Here is a 23,388-nt window from a genome sequence, read left to right as displayed (position 1 = left end):
GGTCATCGGCGGCGGCCCTTGCGGGTGGCGCGCGTGGTGAGTTCCTCGTAGGCGGGGGCGTCGCCCGCGCGGACGCGGTCCCACGCGCGGGTGAACAGCTCGGGCACCGGCACCAGAGGCACCGCGCGGGCGTTGCCGCGCACCGGGTAGAGGCCTTCCTTCCAGAGCTCCATCGGCAGCACGGGGGACTTGAGGTCGAGCCAGCCGCAGGGCAGGAAGAGGGTGCGCCCGGCGCGCGGCCGCTTGGCCTCGACGACCAGGTCGGTCGCCGCGAGTTCGGCGCGGGCCTTCTTCGTCCGGGCGGGCTTCCAGCCGGTCCAGCGCACGCAGTTGCGGTCCGTGGGGTCCGGGAGGGCGAGCAGCTGGAGGTAGAGCGTCGCCGCGTCCGTACCGAGGCCGTGCTCGGCTGCCACCTCCGCGACCAGTTCGGGCACGCTGAGGGAAGGGTCCTGGGCGTATCCGGCGGTCCCTTCGACGCCGGTGAGGGGATCATGGCCGACGGCGAGCGCATCGGCGAGCTCGGTGTCGAGGATCGTGCGCAGGGCCCACATGCCCTGGCTCCGCACGGACCCCACGAGGCCTTCGACCAGCCCGAACACCGGGTCGTCGGAGGCGCTGAGCCTGCCCGGCCGGACCAGGACGGTCTCCTGGTCGCCGTACCACGGACGCAGCACCAGAGCCTCGCCCACCCGCGTCAGCCCGTCGGCGTCGGCGCCCCCGGTGGCCGGCATCCCGTACGCCTTGCGCAGCTCGACGGCGGTCGAGGTGCCCTTGTCCGTCCACGCGATGCCCGGGTCGATCAGCAGCCCCGGATCGGCGATCCGGCGGCGCAGCGCGGCGAGGCTCTCCGGCAGACGGGCCCGCAGCGGGTGCCCGTACGGGAGGGAGTAGGCGAGCCCGGACAGGGCGGCCACGGCACGCGTCAGATGGTGCAGGCCCGGCAGCGCCGACGGGTCCTGCGCGACCAGGTTGCCGTTCTTGTCCGGCCGCTGGACCGTGGTGCGGCTGATCCAGGGGGTGAGCCCCGGGTTGAGGAGCTCCTCCGCGGTGCCGGTGGGCAGGCCGTCGAGGGACAGCTCCCCGGCCAGGTCCTCGGGCAGCCGCACGACGTTGCCGAGCCGCTCGGTCCACACCTTGCCCGCGGCCTCGGTGTCCGGCCCGGCCGTCCACAGGTCGCCGGGGCTCTCGGGCAGCAGCGCGCCGACGAGCGCCGCCCGGTCGGTGTTCGCGACGGTGGACAGCAGGGCGTCGCCGAGCTCCTTCTGACGCGGCTTCAGCCCGGTCGCCGCGATCACCTCGGCGGTGAGCTGCGCCGGCCGGCCCGCGAGCAGCAGGGCCGCCTGCAAGGGCCCCAGCCCGCCGCGCGTCGCGGCGGCGAGGACGGCGGGCGCCTCCGGCTGCCAGGGCGCCGGGCCCTTGTCCCGGACGAGCGCGGTGACGGCGCTCAGCGCGTCGGCGGGGAACACCGCCGGGTGCGCGGTCTCCCGGTCCAGGGTGAAGTGGGCGATCGCGCCGAACCGGCCGGTCGGGTCGTGGTCCAGGGCGAGCCAGTGCACCCGCCCGGCCTGCCGGTCGAGGTTCTGGCAGCCGAGGACGACGACGGTACGGCCGTCCCGGCGCAGCACCTGGCCCAGCCGCTCCTGCTTCTCGTGCGGCTCGCTCAGCACGATCTCGCGCAGGGCGCCCCCGGCCGCGGCCAGCGGTCCCTCCGTGATCGCCTCGAACAGCAGGAGCAGCGCCTCGCGGTGCGCCTCGGTCACCGTCGGGGAGGCGGCGCGGTACGCGAGGGGGCGCAGCACGTCCAGCACCGGAGTCCACACCAGGCCGATGCCGGGAACGGTGAACTCGTCGCTGTGCCACCCGTCGGCGGCCCCCGTCGACCGGGAGGCCTTGGCCAGGGCCTTGCCGTCGGCCGGCTTCCCGGCCAGCACATGGTTCACGGCGCGGATCTGCCGCAGCGAGCTCCAGTTCCGCTCGCCGCCCCACCAGCCGTGCACATCGGCAAGGCCCTTGGCAGCCTCGCTCAACGTCTCGTCGTCGCCGTGCTCGGGCTTGAGGTCGGCGAACATGCCGTCGGCGCGGCTGCGTTCCGCCTTCGGCCGCTCGACCGGAGGCGCCACGAACGAGGCGGTCGACTCCGCGAACCGCAGCACCGCGCGCACGAGCGCGGCGACCCCCGCGCCGAGCCTCGGCTCGCCGAGTTCGGGCAGCGTGCGGGTCACGACCTCCTGGAGCACCTCGTCGGCGGTCGGGACGACCTCCTTGCTCTCCGGAGTTCCGTCGACCGCCTTCGCCGCGTTCAGCTTCGCCTGCCGCTCCGCCAGCGCCTCGGCGCCGGCCCGCACCAGCTCGGCCGCCCGCTCGTCGGTCAGCGCGCGCAGCACGGCCGACGCCCGCTCGTCGCGAGGACGCAGGGCGTGCCAGAAGTCGACCGGCGGGACGAACCGGGTGCCCGCGGCGAACTCGCCGCCCCGCTCCATCGGCGTCACCCGGCCCAGTTCCCCGGCGGCCGACGTGTCGTCGCCCGCGTACAGGGCGATCTGCCGGTGGAGGCCGACGGCGACCGGCTCGGCCCCGCCGGGCAGCCGCAGCGGGCCCAGCAGGTCGCCCGGCGCCCGGCCGTCGGCCCAGGGCAGGGTGACGGTCCGGCCGTCCGGAGTGCCGGCGACCGTACGGGTCTCGGCGCCCTCGCCCTCCGTGCGCACCCAGCGGCCGAGCACCGTGCCGTCCGTGCCGAACGGACTCTGCTCCAGCCCCGGTCGCAGGGGCAGCACCTGGCAGTCGCCCTGCAGCAGGCGCGCGTCCTCACGGATGCCGGACTGCACGAACGCGGGCAGCGAGGCACGCCCGTGCGTGCCGGTGGCCGGGTCGTACTCGAGCCACACCTGCTGCAGGCCCTGCCTGCCCTGACGCCAGTACGAGGTGCCGTCGCCGAGGATGCGGCGGCTCGCCGGCACGACGGTGTCACCGGCGTGCAGCGTGCGTCCGCCGGTGGCGCGGCCGCCCTCGGGCAGCGGGATCGACGGCTCGCCCGCGTCGCTGCTGCCGTACCAGTACGGGATCTGCTCACCGCCGAGCGGGAACACGTCGGCCGGGCGGGCGGACCAGTAGCCGAACTGCTTGCCCTCCTGCCGCCACATGACGAGCAGTTCACCGTCCGTGAAGCGGTACTGCGGGCGCTGCCAGCTGTCCAGACCGTCGGGCAGCCGCAGGTCGTGCTCCAGCAGGATGTCCTCGGGCCCGACGACGATCACCTTGTGCGCGCGGGCGAGGATCAGCGCGGGCCAGGCCTCGCTGACGTTCAACGTGTCGTCGCGGTTGCGCCTGGCCTCGGCGTCGAGCCTGGCCAGCGCCTCGTCGAGCGCGGGCCAGCCCAGTTCGTCCAGGATGCCCGCGCGCAGCGTGTGCCCGAGCAGCGGCGCGACATCACGCGTGGCGGCCTGGGCGACGGCCGCCGGACTCACCCGGGCGGCCACCGTGCGGAACGGGCGCAGCCGATCCAGCGCCGCCCGAGCCGCGGGCAGACCGACCGCCGAGGTCAGGTCCCCGGCCGCGTTCTCCAGCCACTCCCGCAGCACATCGCCGAGCACGGGGTGGGCGGCCAGGCCCGCCAGTACCTCGGCCCCGGGACGGACGCCGCTGAGAGCGCCGACGGCGGCGTACAGCAGACGCCGGAAGCGCGGGTCCGCCGCGGACGCCGTCAGATCGCGCCGCCCGGCCCGGGGCTCGCGCAGCCAGCGGTCCAGGGACAGGTACACGACCTGGTCGGGGGCGGGCAGTGTCAGGGGCACGCCGTGGGCCACGCACAGGTCCAGCAGGTCGAGGTCGGCTCCGGCCTGCCAGCGGCCCGTGCACAGGTCGACCGGACGGCCCTCGGCGCGCAGCCGGGGAGCCATCCGCTCCACGAGGGCGAGCGTGGCCGGGGAACGATCGCTGAAGCTGGCGCCGTGCTTGCGGTACAGCGCCCACCGGCCGAGCCAGTCCGCCGCGTCGACGTCGGCTTCCGTCTCGCCGGTCAGGAGCTGATCCGCCTTGCAGTCCACGAGCAGCGCCAGCCAGAACTCGTCGTCCTCGACGGAACGGGCCAGGCCGGTCGGCATGATCTCCAACAGCCGTGCGCGCACCTCGGGTCGCTGCTCGGCGAGAACGGCGAGCGTCGCCCGGTAGGCGTTCCAGAAGGAGGCGGGGGCCCGGACCGCGGCGGGCGAGGCGAGCAGATCGGCGACCAGGGCGCACTCCTCGGCGCCCCGGTCCAGACCGGCGGCCTTGATCAGCCCGCGCGCGTCCTGCGGCAGGGAGGCGTACGGCGGCATGCCGGCCGCACAGCGCTCCACGGTCAACTGCCGGAACTGCGCCCAGGCCTCGGCCGGGTCGAGACGTGTGGCGAGCGCCTTGACATGCTCCTTGAGCGCCTTGACCGTCAGCGCCCCGGCGAAGGCGAACTCCAGGAACACGGCCCGCTGCCGCTCCTCGTCCACCTTCAGCGCGTGCACCCGCTCGGCCTCGCGGGCCTTGCCGAAGAAGGCGGAGGCGTACGTCGTGTTCTCGTGCTGGAGGAAGACGCGGGCGGCCTGCTCGTAGAAGGTGGGCAGGAAGTGCGGCACGGCCCGGCCGAGCCGGGTGCCGAGCTCCTCGAAGCCGTCCTTGGCGGTGCCGGGGCGGGACTTGGCCTGCCGCGCGAGCCGCTCCACGTCCTTGACCAGCGCCAGCGCGTGGTGGCCGTTCGCCGGGTCGTTGACCAGGGCCCAGGCGGGGAAGCCGAGCGTCTCCCGGCGCACCTGACCGACCTCGGGGATCTCCGGGTCCCGGGCCAGCCCGAGGAACTCCAGCGCCAGGTCCTCGGCCTCGCCGAGCGTGCCCGGCACCAGCCGCACGATCCGCCGGTCGTCCAGCGCGGGGTGACCGTAGGTGCGGACGGTGAGGGTGTCGGCGTCCTCGCGGGCGGTGCTGCCCGAAGGCAGGACGGCGCCCGCCTCGAGCAGGGCGGCCGCGGTGGTCTCGTCGTAGGTCGTCATGCCGCCCGCTCCTCGTCCTCGATGTCGCGCCCGGCATACAGCGCCGCCGCCATGCGCATGCCCTCCGACCAGGCCACCGGCCCGACCTGACCGAGCTTCAGCGCCCGGCCGGCGGAGTCGGTGAACATCAGGGGACCGGTCTCGGCCTGCTCGTAGCCCTCGTAGTCGCCGACCCACACCCGGGCCTCGACCGTGCGGCCGTCCTCCAGGACGGCGCAGACGGCGTGGCCGCCGCGCACGCGGTAGCCGAGCTGGGTGACCCGGCCGTGCAGGAAGCGCTGCTCCTTGAAGGCGCCGCCCGCGTACTCCTCGACCGAGGCGCCTTCCGCGTCGAGCGTGGCGGGCCGCCGCCACACCTCGCGGAAGAGCTGCTGGGCACGCTGCTCGACGCCGAGTTCGACGGCGAACTCCCGCAGTTCGTCGAGCTCGTCGAGGAGCACGGGGTGCGGGAGGCGGACGAGGTCGGGCGTGATGCGGACGGTGTCGCCGTCCAGGTCGACCAGGCCGAGGCCGCGTTCGGCGTCGGCGTCCCGCAGGAATCCGGCCACCTCGCCGTCGGCCCCGGTGACGACGAGGTCGCGCAGGGCGGACTGCCAGGCGGGGTCGGGCCACACCCGCGCGATCACGGCGAACGGCACCGGCAGCGAGCGCACCATCCACCGCTCCACGGTGGCCAGGCACTCGCGTTCGTGCCTTTCCAGCCACTCGGTGAGCTGCCGCAGGCCCACCACCGCCGGCTCGTCGGTGATCTTGGACGGTACGGACTTCAACCGCCGTCCGGCCGCGTTGCGGCACACCACCTTGCCGTCGTCGAGGGCGACTTCGTAGTCGCCGGCCGACACCCACCCCATGTGTGCCTCCCGCACCCGCACTGATCAAGTGACGGGAACTGTAGAACAGGCCACTGACAACGGGCCGGGAGGCGGGGAACCAGGATCTGCCGGTCGGGTCAGCCCTCCACCCAGCCGTGGTTCTTCGCGAACTGCGCGAGGCCGGCCCGCACCTGGACGATCTGCTCACCGGTCAGCGAGGGGGCCGCCGTCAGCAGCGCCTCGGTGACGTCCCGGGTGAACTCCTCCGTGCTGAGCACATCGCACAGGACGTCGTCGTCGGCGGCGAGCGGCTTGCCGTCCTCGCCCCGCGCGAGCCGGACCCCGGACGCCTTCGGGCCCCGCTCGCCGTCCTCGATCTCAAACTCCACGACGATGCCCCGGCGCACCTGCGACTCCGGCATCAGCATGTCGTTGACGTGCAGGAAGACATCCTCCCCGCCGTCGTCGGGCGCAATGAACCCGTAGCCTCGCTGGCTGTCGAAGCGCACCACACGACCAGCAACCATCCCAACCCCCAGCAACCTCGAAACACCCACGTCGGTGAACCTGCCCAGATCGTAGTCAAAGCGACGGCTCCGGGCGACACCGGGATGTTCACTGTGCGCGATACAGCGTGGTGAGCAGTTCCAGCACGGCCTGCGTCGCCGGATGCGGGTCGTCGCGCCACCACACCAGGCGCACGGCGACGGGCTCGGCGTCGCGCACCGGCCGGTAGACGACGCCGGGGCGCGGGTACTGGTTGGCGGTCGACTCCGCGGTCATCCCGATGCTGCGGCCGGTGGCGATCACCGTCAGCCAGTCGTCGACGTCGTGGGTCTCCTCCGTGGCCGGACGGGCGTCGGGCGGCCACAGTTCGGGGGTGGTGGTGCCGGTGCGGCGGTCGATCAGGAGCGTCCGCCCGCCGAGGTCGGCCAGCCGCACCGAGCGGCGCCGGGCCAGCGGATCGTCGGCCGCCAGCGCGCACAGGCGACGCTCCAGACCCACGATCGCCGAGTCGAACCGCCGGTCCGTCGGCTCCCGGCGCAGCACCGCCAGGTCGCACGCGCCCTCCGCGAGACCGGCGCTGCCGGAGTTCACGCGCACCAGCTGGAGGTCCGTCTCCGGCCGCTGGGCCGCCCACTGCCGCTGGAAGGCGAGGGTGTGGCGGCCGAGCGCGGCCCAGGCGTAGCCGATCCGCAGCCGGGTGTGGCCCGAGGTCGCCTCCTGCACCAGGGTGTGCACCTCGCCCAGCACCCGCCGCGCGTGCGCGGCCACCCGCAGCCCGGTCGCGGTCGGCGTCACCACCCGTGAGGTACGCCGGAGCAGCCTTACGCCCAGGGCCCGTTCGAGCGAGGCAAGGGTCCGGGACACGGCGGCCTGGGAGACGCCGAGCACCGCGGCGGCGTCGGTGAAGCCGCCCTCGTCGATGATCGCGACCAGACACCGCAGCTGCCGCAGCTCCACTCCTGAGGAATCCATGACTCCAGCGTATGGACCGCACGCCGCATGCATTTTGCGCAACGCCGGACCGGGAGGAGCATCGGCGTATGCCAGCCGCGTCCGCGTCCGCGCCCGTACCTGCGTCCCCGTCCCCGTCGTCGTCCGCGTCCTCGACCACCGTCTCCGCAGCGGCTCCCGCCCAGGAGCTCCCGAACCGGCGACGACGACTCGCCGGGGCGGTCACCATGATCGGCAGCGGTCTGTCCAACCAGACCGGTGCCGCGATCGGCTCGCTCGCCTTCCCCGTGCTCGGCCCCACCGGAGTCGTCGCGGTCCGCCAGTACGTCGCCGCGTTCGTCCTGCTGGCCGTCGGCCGCCCCCGGCTGCGGTCCTTCACCCGGAGTCAGTGGGGACCCGTCCTGCTGCTGGCCCTCGTGTTCGGCACGATGAACCTGTCCCTCTACACCGCCATCGACCGCATCGGACTCGGCCTCGCGGTGACCCTGGAGTTCCTCGGCCCGCTGACCATCGCCCTGGCCGCCGCGCGCCGCCGGGTCGACGCCTGCTGCGCCGCGATCGCCGCGGTGGGCGCGATCACCCTGATGCGCCCGCAGCCCTCCACCGACTACCTGGGGCTGGGGCTCGGCCTGCTGGCCGCCGGGTGCTGGGCGGCGTACATCCTGCTCAACCGCACGGTCGGCCGGCGTATCCCCGGGGCCCAGGGCTCGGCGGCCGCCGCGGCCGTCTCCGCCGTGCTGTTCCTGCCGGTGGGTGTCGTCCTGGTGCTGCGCGAGCCGCCGACCTCCCAGGCCCTCGGCTACGCCGTCGCCGCCGGGGTGCTCTCCTCCGCGGTGCCCTACCTGGCCGATCTCTTCACGCTGCGGCATGTGCCCGCCGCCGCGTTCGGCCTGTTCATGAGCGTCAACCCGGTCCTCGCCGCGCTCGTCGGGTGGATCGGGCTCGGGCAGGGCCTCGGTCTCGTCGACTGGTCGGCCATCACCGCAGTCGTCTGCGCCAACGCCCTCAGCATCCTGGTGCCGCGCCGCTGACCCGCGCCGGCCGACCCGGGGCAGCCGACCGGGGTCAGGACTGCTGCTCGCGCTCCGCGTTGCGCTTCTTGATGCGGACCGTCTCCTTGCGGACCTCGGCCTGCGTGGCGCGCTCCTTCTCCAGCCACTCCGGCTTCGCGTCCTTGACGGCCTCGATCTGCTCGGTGGTGAGCGCATCGGTCACCCCGCCGCGGGCCAGGCCCGCGATCGAGACGCCCAGCTTGGCCGCGATCACCGGACGCGGGTGCGGGCCGGTCTCGCGCAGCTTCCGCAGCCACTCGGGCGGGTTCGCCTGGAGCTCGGTCAGCTCGGCGCGCGAGACGACGCCCTCCTGGAACTCGGCGGGCGTGGCGGGGAGGTACACACCCAGCTTCTTCGCCGCGGTGGCGGGCTTCATCGTCTGGGTGCTCTGCTGCGACTTCATACACCCCAGGGTATCGGCCCCCGACGAGAGGTCCGACCACAGCCGGTAACCTGGCGGGATGACCGACTCGGCGGATTCCCCCTCGTTCCGGCTCGCGTACGTCCCCGGAGTGACGCCCGCCAAGTGGGTGCGGATCTGGGCGGAGCGCCTGCCCGACACCCCCCTCGCCCTCCTCCAGACGACCCCCGCCGAGGCGGCCGACGCCCTGCGCGAGGGCACCGCCGACGCGGCTCTCGTACGCCTTCCGGTCGACCGTACGGTGTTCAGCGCGATCCCTCTCTACACCGAGACGACGGTCGTCGTGGTCCCCAAGGACCATGTGATCACCGCGGCCGAGGAGATCACCCTGGAGGACCTCGCCGACGAGGTGGTCCTGCACCCCCTGGACGACGTCCTCGGCTGGGAGCGGCCGCCCGGCGAGGCAGCCTTCGAGCGCCCCGCGACCACCGAGGACGCGATCGAGCTGGTCGCGGCGAACATCGGCGTCCTGGTCGTGCCCCAGTCCCTGGCCCGGCTCCACCACCGCCGCGACCTCACCTACCGCACGGTCGTCGACGCTCCTCAGTCGGACATCGCCCTCTCCTGGCCGGAGGACGCGACGACCGACCTCGTCGAGGACTTCATCGGCATCGTCCGCGGCCGCACGGTCAACAGCACCCGCGGCCGCGCCCAGCAGCCCCCGGCGGCGGAGCGCAAGGGCGAGCGCGAGCGCGGCAAGCCGCAGTCCGGCGGCACCGCGCGGAAGACCACCGCCCGGGGCGCACAGAAAAGCGGTGGCCAGAAGAGCGGTGGCCCCAGGACCGGCGCCCAGAAGAGCGGTGGCACGAAGGGCGGCGGTCGGCGCGGAACCGGCGGCGGCAAGCCCCGCCGCCGGTCGTAGTCGCCTGCCGACGGCAGCCACCACCGCTGTCGGCCCGCTCAGGCCACGAAGGTCGCCGCGCTCGCGGTGCTCACCGCCTTCTCCCCGTCGGCCTGGGTGAGCAGCCCGGCCGCCACCCACGTGTTCACCACGGTCTGCACCCGGGCGACCAGCGCCGCCTTGGACGCGAACGGCGCCGCGGCCCACACCTCGTCGAGCAGCGTGGTCCCGTCCGCCTTCGCGGGGTCGGCCACGCCCGAGTCGCTGTTGCCGAAGACGATCCGGGGCTCCGCGCGCCGCCAGTACGCGTGCGTCGGATTCTCGGTCCCCTCGTGGAACGGGGCGAACTCGGTGCCGTTCAGGGTGTAGTGGAGCGGCTTGCCGCTCACGGCGGTCAGGGTGGGCAGCAGGTCGCCGGAGAGCGCCGCGTTGGCGTACAGCCCGAACTGCAGGTAGGACGTAGAGGAGTTGCGGGCCACCAGGTTCACCGGGCCGTAGAAGAGTGTCTGCAACGACGGGTCGTCCAGGGCCTTTTCGACCCGCAGCCGGAAGGGGACGGTGATGCGCACGACGTCGCCGGACTGCCAGGTGCGGGACACGGTGAAGTAGCTGCCGGCTGCCGGAGTGCCGCTCACCGCGCTGCCGTTGACCGTCACCCGGAAGCCGGCGGTCGCCCAGGACGGCACCCGTAGCTTCAGTGCGAAGGCGGCGCCGCTCCCGCCGAAGGTGAGGGTCGTGCCCTGCTCCACCGGGTAGTCGGTGGTCTGGGTGACCGTGACGCCCTTCTCCGCCCAGGTCAGCGTGGACGGGCTGTAGAGGTTGACGTACAGGGCGCTGCCGTCGGCGGCCTTGAAGTACACCGAGTCCTGGTACTTGGTGGCGCTCTCCATGCCGGTGCCCTCACAGCAGGTGGTGCCCTGCTTGGGCGTGTAGTCGCGCACATGGCCGGGCGTGAGCCCGATGAAGTAGGTGACGAGCGGCTTCTCGGCGTCGGCGGTGTCCTGCTTCGAGCCGAGGACCTGGTTGAGCAGGGCGCGCTCGTAGTAGTCCATGTAGGCCGGGGTCTGCTCGTGGAAGAACAGGGTCCGGCTCAGCTTCAGCAGGTTGTAGGCACAGCACGTCTCGGCGTTCGTGGCGCTGATCGTCCCCGCGACGACGTCCCGTGCCTTCCAGAACTCACCGGTGCTGGTGCCGCCGATGCCGTACATGCGGTGCGGTACGACCATGCCCCAGAAGTTCTTCGCGGCGGTGAGGTAACGCGTCTCGCCCGTGGCGTCGTACAGCCGGAGCAGACCGGTGAAGATCGGGATGTGCTGGTTGGCGTGCAGTCCGTCGAGGACGTCGGTGTTCGCGGCGCACGCGTCGATCAGCGAGTCGAGGTCGAACAGCCGGGCCAGCGCGAGATGTTGGGCCTTCCCGGTGAGCGCGTACAGGTCGACGATCGCCTCGACGATGCCGCCGAACTCCCCGCTGGAGAACAGTGCCCACATACGTTGCAGCGTCGCCTCGGGCAGCGCCGACAGCCGCGCGTGCATCCAGTCGCCCATGCCGGACGCTAGGTCGAGGGCGCGGGCGTCGTCGGTGGCGAGGTAGGCGTCAAGGAGTCCGCGCAGGATCTTGTGCGCCGTGTAGTACGGCGCCCAGACCTTGGTGTAGTCACTGGCGGTCATCGACTCCAGCAGGATGAACTGGGTCTCGGGGTAGGCCGCCAGGAACCCGGGGTGGCTCGGTCCGCCCCAGGTGCGTCGCAGGGTGGCGGTCAGGCCCCGGCCGGAGGCGTCCGGGAAGGAGCCGCCGGCGGTGGCCTGGAAGTAGTACGACGCGAGGTTGCCGAGCCCCGGCGCGGAGAGCTTGGCCTCCTTGGTCTGCAGTGAGGTGATGTCGGCCTGGGTAAGCGCCCGCGACCAGACGTTGAACTCGTCGAAGGCGCCGGCGAACACCGGGTCGGAGGCGTAGTTCGAGCGGCCGAGCCAGTTGTTGGCGAGTGTGCCGAGCGTCGCCGGGTTGAGCGTCATCGCCGTGTTCACGGCGACGGCCGTGCCGTTGACGTACAGGGTGCCGGTGGTGCCCGTGACGGTCACCGCCAGGTGGCTCCACTGGTTCAGCGGCAGCGCGGTCGTGCCGTTGAGGCCCTGCTCGCCGCCGGGACCGCCGGTGGTGATGGCGAACCGTGGCACGCCGCTCGCGTTGCGGGCCGCCAGGTACATGTACCGGGTGGTGTCGTTGCCGAAGTCGAACACCCGACCCCAGTTGCCGTCGTGGGTGGGTTTGACCCATACCGACAGGGTGATCGCGGAGGCGCCGCCGAGCACCGCGGCGGGCAGCTCGACGTACTGGTAGGAGCCGCGCACGTTCTCCAGGGCGCCTCCCCACTTCCCGGTGACGGCGAGCATCTTCGGATCGGTGCGCAGCGCCGCGCGGACCTCGGTCAGCGCACCGACCACGGTCGCGATCCGGTCGGCGAACACCTGCTCGCCGGTGGACGCGTACGCCTGGGCGAGCATCGTCAGGAAGTGGCCGGTGTAGTGGCCGCGCAGATTGCCGTTGGCCTCCCCGTCGAGGCCCTCCCAGCCGCCGGGGGCGACCGCACCGCCGGTGGAGAGGCCGGCGTTGGCGCGGAAGACCTGAAGCAGCCGGTTCACGTCGTAGCCGCGGGCGTGGTCGAGCATCAACTGCCGCTTGGCGGCGAAGACTCCGGGGCCGAGGGCGACGTCCTTCAGCGCGAAGGGCTGAAGCGTCCAGGAGGCCGGAGGCGGAAGCGCGGCCGCCGAGGCCGTGGGAGCCAGGGCCGCGCCCGCTCCGGGGACGGCGGCGGCGAGGATCGCGCTCTGAAGAAGGGTCCGTCTGCTGAGGGGCGGTGCCATGTACTGCTCCTCTGGTCCACCGAGTATGTTCGATATCACGAACGGTGTACGAATGGTCGACCAGACGCTAGAGGCGGGACGGGAGAGCGTCAACGGTCCTGACGGGACGGAAAGTTGCGGAGCGGACGGGCTACTTGGCGGCGGCCCGCCCGATCGACTCGACGAGCGGCAGCAACCGGTGCGGCACCCGCTCCCGCAGAGCGACCTCGGTGCGGGTGCGCACCACTCCGGGCAGGCTGATGAGCTTCTGGATCACGTCCTCCAGGTGCGCGTTGTCGCGGGCCACGACCCGGGTGACGAGGTCGCCGCCGCCGGTGATGGAGAACGCCTCGACGATCTCCGGGACGGCGGCCAGCGCCTCGCCCACGTCGTCGAGGTGACCCTGGGTGACCTCGATGTGCACGAACGCGAGCACCGGGTGGCCCAGCGCGGCGGGGGAGAGGGAGGGGGCCGCGCCGGTGATCACGCCGTCCCGCTCCAGCCGGTCGAGACGGGCCTGCAGGGTGCCGCGCGCGACGCCGAGCAGCCGGGCGTACTCCCGCACGCTCGTGCGCGGCTGTTCCAGCAGCAGCCGCAGGATGCGGGTGTCCAACTCGTCCACGGCCATGCCGTCGGCCTTCCTCGCGGATGTCTGATCAGCGCCGACTGTACCGATGGCTCAGTGGAACCGGCATCTACCGAGCCATGCGGCCGACCTGCCGTGGCGGGGGAGTGTCAGACGTCGAACTCGTGGTCGCGGGTCTCCGGCAGGGCCAGCAGGCACAGGAGGCTGAGCAGGCAGAGTCCGCCCGTGTAGAAGCCGAGGACGAGCGGTGACTCCCAGTGGCTGTTCAGCCAGGTGGCGACGAGCGGCGCGAAGCCGCCGCCGAAGGTGTTGGCGAGGATGAAGGCCGCCGAGGCGCCGGTGTAGCGCAGCCGGGCCGGGAACAGCTCGGGCAGGAAGGCCGCCACCGGCGAGAACATCAGCGCGAGCAGCATCAGCCCGACCGTGTAGGCCCCGGTGATCACCCATACGTCGCCGGAGCTCAGCGAGGCGTACATGGGCACCGCCCAGAGCACACTGCCGACGGCCCCGGTCAGCATCACCGGGCGGCGGCCGATCCGGTCGGCCAGCCGGGCGGCCGGGAGGGTGAGGGCGATGCCGGCGGCCGAACCGACGCTCGCGGCGATCAGCATCGTGTTCCGGTCGATGCCGAGTTCCTTCGGCCCGTACGACAGGCTGTAGACGATCGTCAGGTAGTAGACGGCCGAGCCGCCCAGTGCCGCGCCGATGCCGAGGAGGAGCCGGCGGGGGTGCCGGGCGAGCAGGGTGCCGAGCGGGAAGCGGGACCCGGCGGCCGGCGTCTCGGCGAGCGAACGGGGCGTGCGGTCGGGGGCCGACGCGAACACCGGTGACTCGGAGATCGTCGTGCGCACCCACAGGCCCACCACGACCAGCACCGTGCTGAGCAGGAACGGGATCCGCCAGGCCCAGTCGGTGAACGCGTCCCGGCCCGCGAGGTTCAGGGTGGGCAGGATGACGGCGGTGGACAGCAGGAAGCCGAGCGAGGGGCCGGCGTTCGGGACGGACGCGTACAGCGCCCGGCGGCCGGGCGGCGCGTGCTCCGCGGCGAGCAGCACCGCCCCGCCCCACTCGCCGCCCATGCTCACGCCCTGCAGCAGGCGGAGCGTCACCAGCAGCACGGGGGCGAGGAGTCCGGCGGTCTCGTAGGTCGGGAGCAGTCCGACGCCGACCGTCGCCACGCCCATCAGCATGAGCGAGACGACCAGGGCCCGCCGTCGGCCGAGCCGGTCGCCGATGGTCCCGAACAGCATGACGCCGACAGGGCGGGCGAGGAAGGCCGCGGCGAAGGTGAGGAACGCCGCCAGGGAGGAGACGGTGGCGTTGTCGGAGGGGAAGAAGGCGGGGCCGAGGACGAGCGCGCTGGCGGTGCCGTACACCGCGAAGTCGTAGTACTCGATCGTCGTGCCGACCAGGCTGGCGGCGGCGACCCGCGACGCCTGCGGCGCGGGCGATGCCGGGGACGGTCTTGCGTCGAGCGGGTCGGAAACGGCGTTGGGGGCGGTATTGGACGGTAATTCAGGCATGGGGGAGTCGCTTCCGGTACGCCCGGTGCGTGGGGGCCGGGGTCGAATGGGGAGAGGGACGGCCTCGCATGTAACACGAACCGGAGCGCACTTGTCACCCCTGTCACGTAATTCAATTTCAGCCGATAAGTCTTCCGGCTGGATTTGTCTCTGCAGTTCTCTCCGGAATAGCGGCCAAAATTACACGTGACACCGCTGTAAAGCCTCCGATGCGGCCATGGGTCCGGGCAGACCGGCCCAATGTGCATAGAAATCACCCGAACAGCACTCGTGGACCACGTCAACCCGTCTTACCTATCAGAACGCTGTCAAATAGTCATGCGGCGGAGGGCATGAATATTTGGGGGTGATTACGCCTTGCCAACGGCTGATCACTCGCGGAATGCTGATCCGGGGGGAACTTGAAAGTTCTATGACCATCGTTTTTCGGACATGGCGACCGCATCAGACTGCATCGGTCCGACATTCCTGAATGCGGCCTCCAAGCTGGGAAGGCGCATTACCCATGCTGAAAACCGGCAAGTTATTACGCCTGAGAAGACTTTCGCTGGCGGGGGACGGCCGGCATCTCTTCGTGCCCCTCGACCACAGTGTTTCGGACGGTCCGATCGTCCCCGCCGACAAGTGGGACGACCTGTTGCGCGCGCTGGTGGACGGCGGGGCCGACGGGATCATCGTCCACAAGGGGCGGGCCCGCTCCTTCGCGCCGGACATCCTCAAGCGCTGCGCGCTGGTGGTGCATCTGAGCGCCAGCACCGCCTGTTCCGCCGACGTCCACGCCAAGGTGCTGGTCGCCGACGTCGAGGAGGCGCTGCGGCTCGGTGCGGACGCGGTGAGCGTCCATGTGAACATCGGCTCGGACACCGAGTCCCGGCAGCTCGCCGATCTGGGCGCGGTGGCTCGTTCCTGTGAGGCCTGGGGCATGCCGCTGATCGCGATGGTGTACCCGCGCGGCCCCCGGATCGAGGACCCGCGCGACCCCGCCCTCCTCGCCCATCTGGCCAATGTCGCCGCCGACCTGGGCGCGGACATGGTGAAGACCTCCGTGGCGCTGCCGATCGAGCGGATGGCCGAAGTGGTGGCGGGCAGCCCCATCCCCGTCCTCGCGGCGGGCGGTCCGCCGGACGACTCCGACCTCGTCGAGTACGGCTCCGCGGTGATGGCCGCCGGCTGCCAGGGGCTGGCCGTCGGCCGCCGGATCTTCTCCTCGGCCTCCCCGTACGCGCTGGTGTCCCGGCTCTCCGCGGTCGTGCACGGCGGCGACGGCCTCCAGGGTGGCATGAGCATGACATCACCGAACGGCAACTACTCGACGATGGTGGCAGGTGTCGCATGAGGTTCGCGTGGATCGATCTCCGTGAAGTCCCCCGTCCGCAGCTCCAGGCAGTGGTCGACGCCGCCGTCCACGCCCGGATGGCCGGGGTGGTCTCCGCCGACGCGGAACTGCTCGGGACGCTGCCCCCGACCGTCACCCGGGTGCTGGTCACCGAGGGCCCCGCCCCCACCGCGACCCTCGCCGCGAAGAAGCCCGGCGACAAGGACGGGAAGGAGCCGAAGGACGCAAAGTCCCCGGCGAGCGCCGCGAGTTCCGCTCCCGCCGCCGGAATCGACCTCCTGCTGCGGAAGTTCGGCACCCAGGACGAGCTGGACGCCCTGGCCGCCGCCAACCGCGCCACCGCCACCGCCACCGACACGGCCGCCCCCGTCGCCGGCTTCATCGGCGTACGCGACGACCGCACCCTGAGACTGTCCTGCTCCGGCGCCATGGCGCTGCCGTACACCGTCATCCACTTCGCCGACCCGACCAAGATCCCGCTGGAGATCGTCCTGGCCGCGGCCGAGTCCGCCGAGGGCAAGCTGGTGACCGTCGTCGACGGCCTGGAAGAGGCCGCGATCGTCTTCGACGTGCTCGAACGCGGCTCGGACGGCATCCTGTTCACGCCCCGCAACGCCGACGACGTGTTCGCGCTGGCCCGCCTGCTGGAGGCCACCACACCCCAGCTGCAGCTGTCCACGCTCACCGTGGAGAGCATCCGGCACGTCGGCCTCGGCGACCGGGTCTGCGTGGACACCTGCTCGCACTTCGAGGAGGACGAGGGCATCCTCGTCGGCTCCTACTCCTCCGGGTTCGTGCTGTGCTGCTCCGAGACCCACCCGCTGCCGTACATGCCGACCAGGCCGTTCCGGGTCAACGCCGGCGCCCTGCACTCGTACACGCTCGGCCCCGACAACCGCACCAACTACCTCAGCGAGGTGGGCTCCGGCAGCGCCCTGCTGGCGGTCGGCGCCGACGGGCGGACCCGGCGGGTGGTGGTCGGCCGCGCCAAGCTGGAGTCCCGGCCGCTCCTGGAGATCCGCACCCACGCCGAGGACGGCCGACTGGTCAGCCTGACCGTGCAGGACGACTGGCACGTACGGGTCCTCGGCCCGGGCGGCAAGGTCCTCAACGTCACCGAACTGCAGGCGGGCGACGAACTGCTCGGCTATCTGGCCGCGGACAAGCGCCATGTGGGCCTGCCCATCGGCGAGTTCTGCAAGGAGGTCTGAGAGCCCATGGACGACTCCCTGGAGGAGGCGGTCCAGAGCCTCTTCGACGCACAGGACGACGACGGCCTCCCCTATCTGACCCATCGCCAGGAGACCGTCACCCGGGGCGAGTTACGCGAGCGGGTGGCCAAACAGGCCGCGGTCTTCGCCGGTTACGGCATCGGCCCCGCCGGCACCGTCGGCCTGCGGACGCCCCCCAGCTTCACCCAGGTCGAGGTGCTGCTCGCGCTGTGGCGGCTCGGCGCCCAGGTGCAGCTCTTCGACTTCCGGCTGAAACCGGCCGAGGTCGCCGGGATCTGCGCCTCCTGCCGGCCGCAGTTCATGGTCAGCGCGGGCGTCAACGTCCGGGCGACCTTCGGATTCCGGTCCGAGTACGAGGTCCTCACCGAACGGCAGAGCGGCGGCCGCCCGGCCGCCACCGACCACCGGCTGGTCCAGTTCAGCTCGGGCTCCACCGGGCGGCCGAAGGTGATCGGCAGGACGGCCCGGTCGCTCACCGAGGAGGTCGACCGGTTCGCCGGGGTCGCCGGCATGCCGGGCCGCGGCGACCGGCTGCTGCTGCTCAGCTCGACCGCGCACAGCTTCGGGCTGGTCGCCGGACTGCTGCACTCCCTCGCCGCCGGGGTCTGTGTCGTCTTCGCCCCGCGGATCTCCGCCCGTGACATCCTGCGGACCGCCGTCGACCATCGTGTCACCGCCCTGTTCGGAGTGCCGATGCACTACGAACTGCTCGCCGCCGCCGTCGATCCGCCCGCGCTGCCCGAGCTGCGGCTCGCGGTGTCGGGCGGCGAGCTGATGCCCCCACCGGTCGCCGCCCGGTTCGCCGAACGCTACGGAGTGCGGGTCGGCGAGTCCTACGGGACCACCGAGTCCGGGGTGGTCGCCATGGACACGAGCGGCGCACTGCGGCCCGCGGTCGGCCGGGCCGCCCCGGGCGTGGTGCTGCGCGAGCACCACGGCGAACTGGACGTCGCGCTGGCGCAGTCGCCGTACCTCTTCGGCTCCGGCGGCGCGCAGTACGCGGACGGCTGGCTGCACACCCGGGACCGGGCCACCGTGGACGCCTCCGGAGCGGTACGGGTGCACGGCCGCGCCGACTCCCTCGTGGTGATCGGCGGCCTCAAGGTCGACCTCGTCGAGGTCGAGAACGTGCTCCGGGAGCATCCGGCCGTCGAACAGGCCGTCCTGGTCCACGAGGACGTCACCGAGGCGTACGTCACCCTGACTGTTGGGGCCGGGCAGCCGTCCGCGGAGGAACTGCTGCGCTGGTGCCGGGAGCGGCTGGCCGACCACAAGCTGCCCCGGGTCGTACGACTGCTGGAGACCCTGCCCCGCACGTCCAACGGGAAGCTGCTGCGCCAGGCTGCGGCGTTGCGCTCCGCGCGTTGAGCCCCCCGCGCCCTTGGGGTGCTGCACCTTCCCTGACATCACTCACTGGAGACATTGATCATGAGTACGTCGACCCTGGAAGACGAGATCCGCGAGTTCGTCCTGACCGCGGTCATCGACGAGATGAACATCCTGACCAGCCGCGACGGCATCACGGACGAGAGCCCGGTGACCGTCGGCGGGCTGGACGTGGACTCGCTGAGCCTGATCGAGCTCACCCTGCGGCTGGAGTCGCGGTTCGCCGTGGAGATCCCGGACACCGACATCGAGCCGCTGGCCTCCCTGACGCTCGGCGGGCTGGTCACCGAGGTCGTCCGACGCGGTGCGAAGGCATGAGGACGGCCCCCTTCACCACCGCTTCCGTCCGGGAGCTGCTGGCGGACCGGAACGTCTTCCCGGGACTGCCCGACGACCTCGGCGACGACGCCGAACTCGTCCTGGACTCCCTCGGGCTGGTGTGGCTCCTGCATGTGGTGGAGGAACGCTACGGCCTGGTCGTGGAGCCCAGCGACGAGGACATCGCCGGACTCACCTCGCTGCGGCGTCTCACCGACTACCTGAGCGCCGCCACGCCGGCCCCGGCCGCAGGGGGCGAACGCGATGAGCGCTGAGGTCACGGTGACCGGATTCGGCGTGCGCACCGCGTTCGGCACCGGCGCCGAAGCCCTTCGGCGCGGGGTCTTCGCGGGAGTCCACTCGTTCGCCCCCACCACGAGGTTCGACACCGGCCCGTACCGTACGCCGATGGCGGCCGCCGCCCCCGACGGACCCGAAGCGGTCGAGGACCGGGCCCTGCGCCACGCGCTCGACCTGTGCGGCGTCCAGGCCCTCGACATGGCGGGCCTGCGCCCGGGCGCCGAGGCTGCGGTCCTGCTCGGCATCGCCGGCGACCACACCGCCGTCACCCGGTACTGGCGGGCGGAGGCGGGTTCCCCGACCGGCGGGAGGACGCCGCTCTCCGACGCCGTTCCCGCCCGGCTCACCGAGGCGCTGGCCGACGGCCTCGGACTCACCGGGCCGCGGCTGACCTTCACCAACGCCTGTGTCGCCTCCGCCGCGGCGATCGTGCACGCCTGCCGGCTGATCTCCTCCGGCCGGACCGATGTGGCGGTCTGCGCGGGCGGGTACCTCGTGGAGGAGGAGACCTTCGGGAAGTTCGACTCCGGGCGGGCGCTGTCCCGGGACGGCACGGTGCGCCCGTTCAGCGCCGACCGCAGCGGACTGCTGCTCGGCGACGGGGTGGCGGTCGTCGTCCTGGAGTCCGCCGAGCACGCCCGGCGGCGCGGCGCCCGGCCGCTGGCGTCCGTGGTGGGCTGGGGCGCGGCGACGGACGCCCACCACATCGCCCAGCCGCACCCGGACGGCGCCGGCCTCGCCCGCGCGGCCCGCCAGGCGACCCGGCTCGCCGGCGACCCCGACGGGGCGGCCCTCGGCTATGTCAACGCCCATGGCACCGGCACCAGGTACAACGACGGGGCCGAGACCCGCGGACTGCGGGCCGCCTTCCCCGAGCACGCCGAGTCGATACCGGTCAGCTCCACCAAGAGCACCACCGGCCACCTCCTGGAGGCGGCCGGCGCGGTGGAGTTCGTGATCACGCTGCTGGCCCTGACGGACGGCGTGCTGCCGCCGACCGCCGGATACACCGCCGCGGACCCGGAGTGCGACCTCGACTATGTGCCGAACCGGCCGCGCCAGGCCGATCTGCGCCGGGCCCTCACCGTCAACGCCGCCTTCGGGGGCGCCAACACCGCACTCGTCCTGGAGCGGCCATGACGACCGAGCCCCTGCTGCGCTCCCCCCTCGGCGTCCTCGCCGCCGCCACCGCCACCCATGGCACCGGGGCGGACGACGACATCACGCTGCCGAAGCTGCCCGGCTTCGTGGAGTCCGCCTTCAGCCCGCTGGCCTACGAGGTGAGCCGCCGGTGTCTGACCGAACGCCCCGGCGACGGCGCACACACCGCCGTCGCACTGGCCGCCCTGACCGGTGACACCACCACCGCCGACCTGGCCAGCAGCCGCATGGTCGCCGGGAAGGTCCACAACCCGCTGCTGTTCATGCAGGCCACCCCCAACTCCGTGCTGGGCCACCTCAGTCGGGAGTTCAAGATCACCGGACAGATGTTCAGCGTCTCCACCCTCGACGACCCGGCGACCGAGCTGCTCGCCCTGGCCGACCTGCTCCTGGAGGACCCGGAGCTGGACCGCGTCCTGGTGCTCGGCGTGGAACTGGGCGGCGGCGCGCGGCTGGCAGCCGTGCACCGGGAACTGGCCGCCGACAGCGGCCGACCGGTCCCACGCCTCCCGGCCTCTGCGGGCCTCGCGGCCGCGCTGCTCCTCGGCCGCCCCGACGCCGGGACCCCGGTGACGGTCCGCTCAGCCGAGCCGGCCGACGACACCGCCCGCCCCGCGCACACCACCGGGGAGCCCCGGCGCCACGGAAGCGTCGAGGGCCTGTTCGACCTGGCCGCCGCCCATCGCCGGCTGCTGCGGGACGGCGGCAGCCGGCTCCTGACGACGGCGCCCGGCGCGCGGCGCGGCCCCGCCGAACTCCTCCTCACCGCCGGCACGGACTCACCCGTGCGGGCCCCCGCCGGAAGGAACGAGACGAAGACCCATGCTCATCAGTAGGCAGGAGCGCGCCCGGATCTGCTCCGACACCGAACTGGGCGCCGGCAACGTCCTGGAACGCCTGCGGTCGTACGGCCGTCCGCTCGACGAACCCGTGCTGCGCACCGACGGCACCTGGCGGGCGCCGGACGGCAGCCGCCCCACGGCGCTGACGCTCGGCCGGCTGTGCGAGACCGTCGAGACGTACGCGGGCTGGTACACGGCCCGGGGCGTGCGCCCCCGCGACCCGGTCGCCGTCCACTCCTTCTCCAGCGTCGAGTTCGCCGTCAACTTCCTGGCGTTGACGTCCCTCGGCGCGATCCCGTCGTTCGTCAACGGCAACCTGGCCCCGGACACGGCACGCGCGTACGTGCGTCGACAGGGCGCCGTCGGCGCGTTCACCGACCGGGCGCACCACGAGGTGCTGTCGGGATCGGACCCGGGCCTCGGCTTCTGCGTCACCGCCGACGACATCCTCCCGGCGCACCGCGCGTCGCTGCCGCAGGCGTACCCGTACCGGCACGACCCGAGCGACCCGGTGCTCATCTCGCACTCCTCCGGCACCACCGGCCTGCCCAAGGGCGTGCCGCACACCCACCGGACGCTGATGTACGCGCAATTGCACCGGCTGCGCTACTCCACCGGCACCGACATGGAGCGCACCCTCGTGGGCCTGCCGGGCGCCCACAACGCCATGGTGGCGACCCTGCTCTACTGCCTGCTGCTGCACACCGACATCAAGCTGCTCTCCAGCCAGCGCGGCGCCGAAGTGCTCGACGGAGTCGAGGAGTTCCGGCCGACCACGGTGCTGGCCTTCGCCGGCACGTTCGGCGAGATGGCCGCCGAGGACCTGTCGCAGCGCGACCTGTCGAGCGTGCAGGTGTGGTTCAACACCGGCGACGCGGCGCACGAGGCGCACATCCGGGCGCTCGTCCAGCACGGCAGCCATCTCGAGATCCGCCGGGACCTGAGCCGCGTACGGGTGGACGGCTCGGTCTTCGTGGACGGGCTCGGCTCCTCGGAGGCCGGCTACTCCGTCTTCCACAACCGGCACACCAAGGACACCGCCGCCTACGCCCGCTGCGTCGGCAAGCCGATCAGCTTCGCCGAGGCCGCCGTGCTCGCCGAGGACGGCACCCCGCTGCCGCCCGGCCAGGTCGGCCGTCTCGGCCTCAAGTCCCCGACCCTCACCCCCGGTTACTGGAACGACTCGCTGACCTGGAACCGGCTGCGGCTCGGCGGCTACTGGCTCACCGGGGACCTCGCCCACCGGGACGAGAACGGCAACTTCTACCACCTCGACCGGGCGCCGGACGCGGTCCGCACCCGCGCCGGCATCGTCTTCAGCACCCGCACCGAGGAGCTTCTGCTGGCCGCGATTCCCGAACTGGCGGACTGCACGGTCGTCGGCGTGGCCCCGGACGGCGTCCGCGCGGACTGGGACGGCGACGGAGAGGCCGAGGCGTACGTCCTCCTCCAACTCGCCGACGACCGACTCGACGATGGCCGACGCGCCGACGACCGACTCGACGAGCAGCAGGGCGAGAACGGCGGTGCGGACGACGAGGCGTGGACGGCGCGGGTCAACGCGGTACTGACCGAGGCCGGATTCCCCCCGGTGCACCGCGCCCTGCGGATGAAGCCCGACGACGTGGCCAAGGGCGCCACCGGCAAGGTTCTCAAACGAGTGATGCGCGACCGGTTCGCCGCCGTCGCCGCCGAGGAGCAGCACGCATGAGCACGAACACGGACGCCGACGGCGTCAACCACCGCGCCCGGGCGGGGGAGGCGTACCGGCTGTGGTGGCAGCACGACGCCCACTGGTACCAGGGCGTGGCCGCGCGGTTCGGACAGCAGGCCGCGAACGAGATCAACGCCGAGGCGCTGCGCAAGGTCGCCCTGCACGTCGGGCAGCGCGTGGCCCGGCTCTCCGGCGCGCTCCCCGACAGCGGGGACACCGGCAAGGACCTGGAGGAACTGCGCCGCCGCTACGACGAGTGCGGCGGCCGGATGTTCCCGCCGGAACTGCGCAACGCCTCCACCGAGGTCGAGGACGACGACCTGATCGTCCTCACCATGAAGCGGAACTTCGCCGTCACCATGGTCCGGATGGCCGGTTCGCTGGACGGCTACCGGTGCCCGTGCACCGACATCCACGCGGGCTGGTCCGAGGGGCTCGGCGTGACCCTGACCGAGAACCGGGCCGAGAGCTGTCTGCGGGACGGCGACCAGGCGTGCCGGCTGCTGATGCGGGTGACCGGTCCGGTCGCGACCGGGACGGAGGGCTGA

Annotated in this window: 19 protein-coding genes; 11 read left to right on the top strand and 8 right to left on the bottom strand. The window is 72.7% G+C overall.

The features are described from left to right. Positions 1-2: 2 nt before the first annotated feature. From ACWD4O_RS11450 to ACWD4O_RS11435, 4 genes are all read right to left on the bottom strand, one after another. The gene (locus ACWD4O_RS11450; RefSeq protein ID WP_451279555.1) at positions 3-5,015 is read right to left on the bottom strand and encodes a hypothetical protein; all 5,013 of its coding nucleotides are present in this window, start codon (positions 5,013-5,015) and stop codon (positions 3-5) included. After that, positions 5,012-5,866, bottom strand: coding sequence for a DUF4132 domain-containing protein (locus ACWD4O_RS11445; RefSeq protein WP_451279554.1), 855 nt, complete (start codon positions 5,864-5,866; stop codon positions 5,012-5,014). The genes ACWD4O_RS11450 and ACWD4O_RS11445 overlap by 4 nt, the downstream gene beginning before the upstream one ends. 98 nt (positions 5,867-5,964) lie before the next feature. Next, positions 5,965-6,354: a cold-shock protein gene (locus ACWD4O_RS11440; protein ID WP_351916336.1), complete on the bottom strand. Its 390-nt coding sequence runs from the start codon at positions 6,352-6,354 to the stop codon at positions 5,965-5,967. A gap of 88 nt (positions 6,355-6,442) precedes the next feature. Then, the gene (locus tag ACWD4O_RS11435) at positions 6,443-7,306 is read right to left on the bottom strand and encodes a LysR family transcriptional regulator (protein WP_451279553.1); all 864 of its coding nucleotides are present in this window, start codon (positions 7,304-7,306) and stop codon (positions 6,443-6,445) included. Between the two features lie 68 nt (positions 7,307-7,374). On the opposite strand from ACWD4O_RS11435, the gene ACWD4O_RS11430 reads away from it, so the two are divergent. Further along, complete coding sequence (locus tag ACWD4O_RS11430) at positions 7,375-8,316, top strand: EamA family transporter (protein ID WP_451279552.1); 942 nt, start codon at positions 7,375-7,377, stop codon at positions 8,314-8,316. Between the two features lie 34 nt (positions 8,317-8,350). On the opposite strand, the gene ACWD4O_RS11425 is transcribed toward ACWD4O_RS11430, so the two are convergent. After that, positions 8,351-8,740 carry a DUF5997 family protein gene (locus ACWD4O_RS11425; protein ID WP_451279551.1) on the bottom strand — a complete coding sequence of 130 codons (390 nt, stop codon included), beginning with the start codon at positions 8,738-8,740 and terminating at the stop codon, positions 8,351-8,353. 58 nt (positions 8,741-8,798) lie between these two features. On the opposite strand from ACWD4O_RS11425, the gene ACWD4O_RS11420 reads away from it, so the two are divergent. Then, positions 8,799-9,620, top strand: coding sequence for a LysR family substrate-binding domain-containing protein (locus ACWD4O_RS11420; RefSeq protein ID WP_451279550.1), 822 nt, complete (start codon positions 8,799-8,801; stop codon positions 9,618-9,620). A gap of 38 nt (positions 9,621-9,658) precedes the next feature. Here the strand turns inward: ACWD4O_RS11420 and ACWD4O_RS11415 are convergent, their stop codons facing one another. The 3 genes from ACWD4O_RS11415 to ACWD4O_RS11405 all read right to left on the bottom strand — a co-directional run bounded on the left by ACWD4O_RS11415 (position 9,659) and on the right by ACWD4O_RS11405 (position 14,551). Then, positions 9,659-12,463 carry a beta-L-arabinofuranosidase domain-containing protein gene (locus ACWD4O_RS11415; protein ID WP_451279549.1) on the bottom strand — a complete coding sequence of 935 codons (2,805 nt, stop codon included), beginning with the start codon at positions 12,461-12,463 and terminating at the stop codon, positions 9,659-9,661. Positions 12,464-12,593: 130 nt separating this feature from the next. After that, on the bottom strand, positions 12,594-13,070 hold the full coding sequence (locus ACWD4O_RS11410; RefSeq protein ID WP_450951755.1) for an Lrp/AsnC family transcriptional regulator: 477 nt from the start codon (positions 13,068-13,070) through the stop codon (positions 12,594-12,596). 107 nt (positions 13,071-13,177) lie between these two features. Continuing rightward, on the bottom strand, positions 13,178-14,551 hold the full coding sequence (locus ACWD4O_RS11405) for an MFS transporter (protein ID WP_451279548.1): 1,374 nt from the start codon (positions 14,549-14,551) through the stop codon (positions 13,178-13,180). 505 nt (positions 14,552-15,056) lie between these two features. Here ACWD4O_RS11405 and ACWD4O_RS11400 point away from each other — a divergent pair. The 9 genes from ACWD4O_RS11400 to ACWD4O_RS11360 are packed head-to-tail and all read left to right on the top strand — an operon-like array spanning position 15,057 to position 23,388. Then, complete coding sequence (locus tag ACWD4O_RS11400) at positions 15,057-15,887, top strand: 2-amino-3,7-dideoxy-D-threo-hept-6-ulosonate synthase (RefSeq protein WP_451279547.1); 831 nt, start codon at positions 15,057-15,059, stop codon at positions 15,885-15,887. After that, the gene (locus ACWD4O_RS11395; RefSeq protein WP_451279546.1) at positions 15,884-17,098 is read left to right on the top strand and encodes a 3-dehydroquinate synthase II family protein; all 1,215 of its coding nucleotides are present in this window, start codon (positions 15,884-15,886) and stop codon (positions 17,096-17,098) included. The genes ACWD4O_RS11400 and ACWD4O_RS11395 overlap by 4 nt, the downstream gene beginning before the upstream one ends. A gap of 6 nt (positions 17,099-17,104) precedes the next feature. Further along, the gene (locus ACWD4O_RS11390; RefSeq protein WP_451279545.1) at positions 17,105-18,487 is read left to right on the top strand and encodes a class I adenylate-forming enzyme family protein; all 1,383 of its coding nucleotides are present in this window, start codon (positions 17,105-17,107) and stop codon (positions 18,485-18,487) included. 60 nt (positions 18,488-18,547) lie between these two features. Next, positions 18,548-18,823, top strand: a complete 276-nt coding sequence (locus ACWD4O_RS11385) for an acyl carrier protein (RefSeq protein ID WP_450951760.1) — start codon at positions 18,548-18,550, stop codon at positions 18,821-18,823. Continuing rightward, the gene (locus ACWD4O_RS11380) at positions 18,820-19,098 is read left to right on the top strand and encodes an acyl carrier protein (protein WP_451279544.1); all 279 of its coding nucleotides are present in this window, start codon (positions 18,820-18,822) and stop codon (positions 19,096-19,098) included. The genes ACWD4O_RS11385 and ACWD4O_RS11380 overlap by 4 nt, the downstream gene beginning before the upstream one ends. Further along, positions 19,088-20,263: a beta-ketoacyl-[acyl-carrier-protein] synthase family protein gene (locus tag ACWD4O_RS11375; protein WP_451279543.1), complete on the top strand. Its 1,176-nt coding sequence runs from the start codon at positions 19,088-19,090 to the stop codon at positions 20,261-20,263. The genes ACWD4O_RS11380 and ACWD4O_RS11375 overlap by 11 nt, the downstream gene beginning before the upstream one ends. Then, complete coding sequence (locus ACWD4O_RS11370) at positions 20,260-21,120, top strand: hypothetical protein (RefSeq protein WP_451279542.1); 861 nt, start codon at positions 20,260-20,262, stop codon at positions 21,118-21,120. The genes ACWD4O_RS11375 and ACWD4O_RS11370 overlap by 4 nt, the downstream gene beginning before the upstream one ends. Continuing rightward, positions 21,107-22,837 carry an AMP-binding protein gene (locus ACWD4O_RS11365; RefSeq protein WP_451279541.1) on the top strand — a complete coding sequence of 577 codons (1,731 nt, stop codon included), beginning with the start codon at positions 21,107-21,109 and terminating at the stop codon, positions 22,835-22,837. Before ACWD4O_RS11370 ends, ACWD4O_RS11365 begins: the two co-directional genes overlap by 14 nt. Next, entirely contained in the window at positions 22,834-23,388 is a 555-nt protein-coding gene (locus ACWD4O_RS11360) for a hypothetical protein (RefSeq protein ID WP_451279540.1), read from the top strand. Before ACWD4O_RS11365 ends, ACWD4O_RS11360 begins: the two co-directional genes overlap by 4 nt.

The sequence above is a fragment of the Streptomyces sp. NPDC002623 genome, assembly GCF_053592635.1.
The sequence above is the reverse complement of the archived record's forward strand: the minus strand, read 5'-3'. Positions and strand labels throughout refer to the sequence as shown.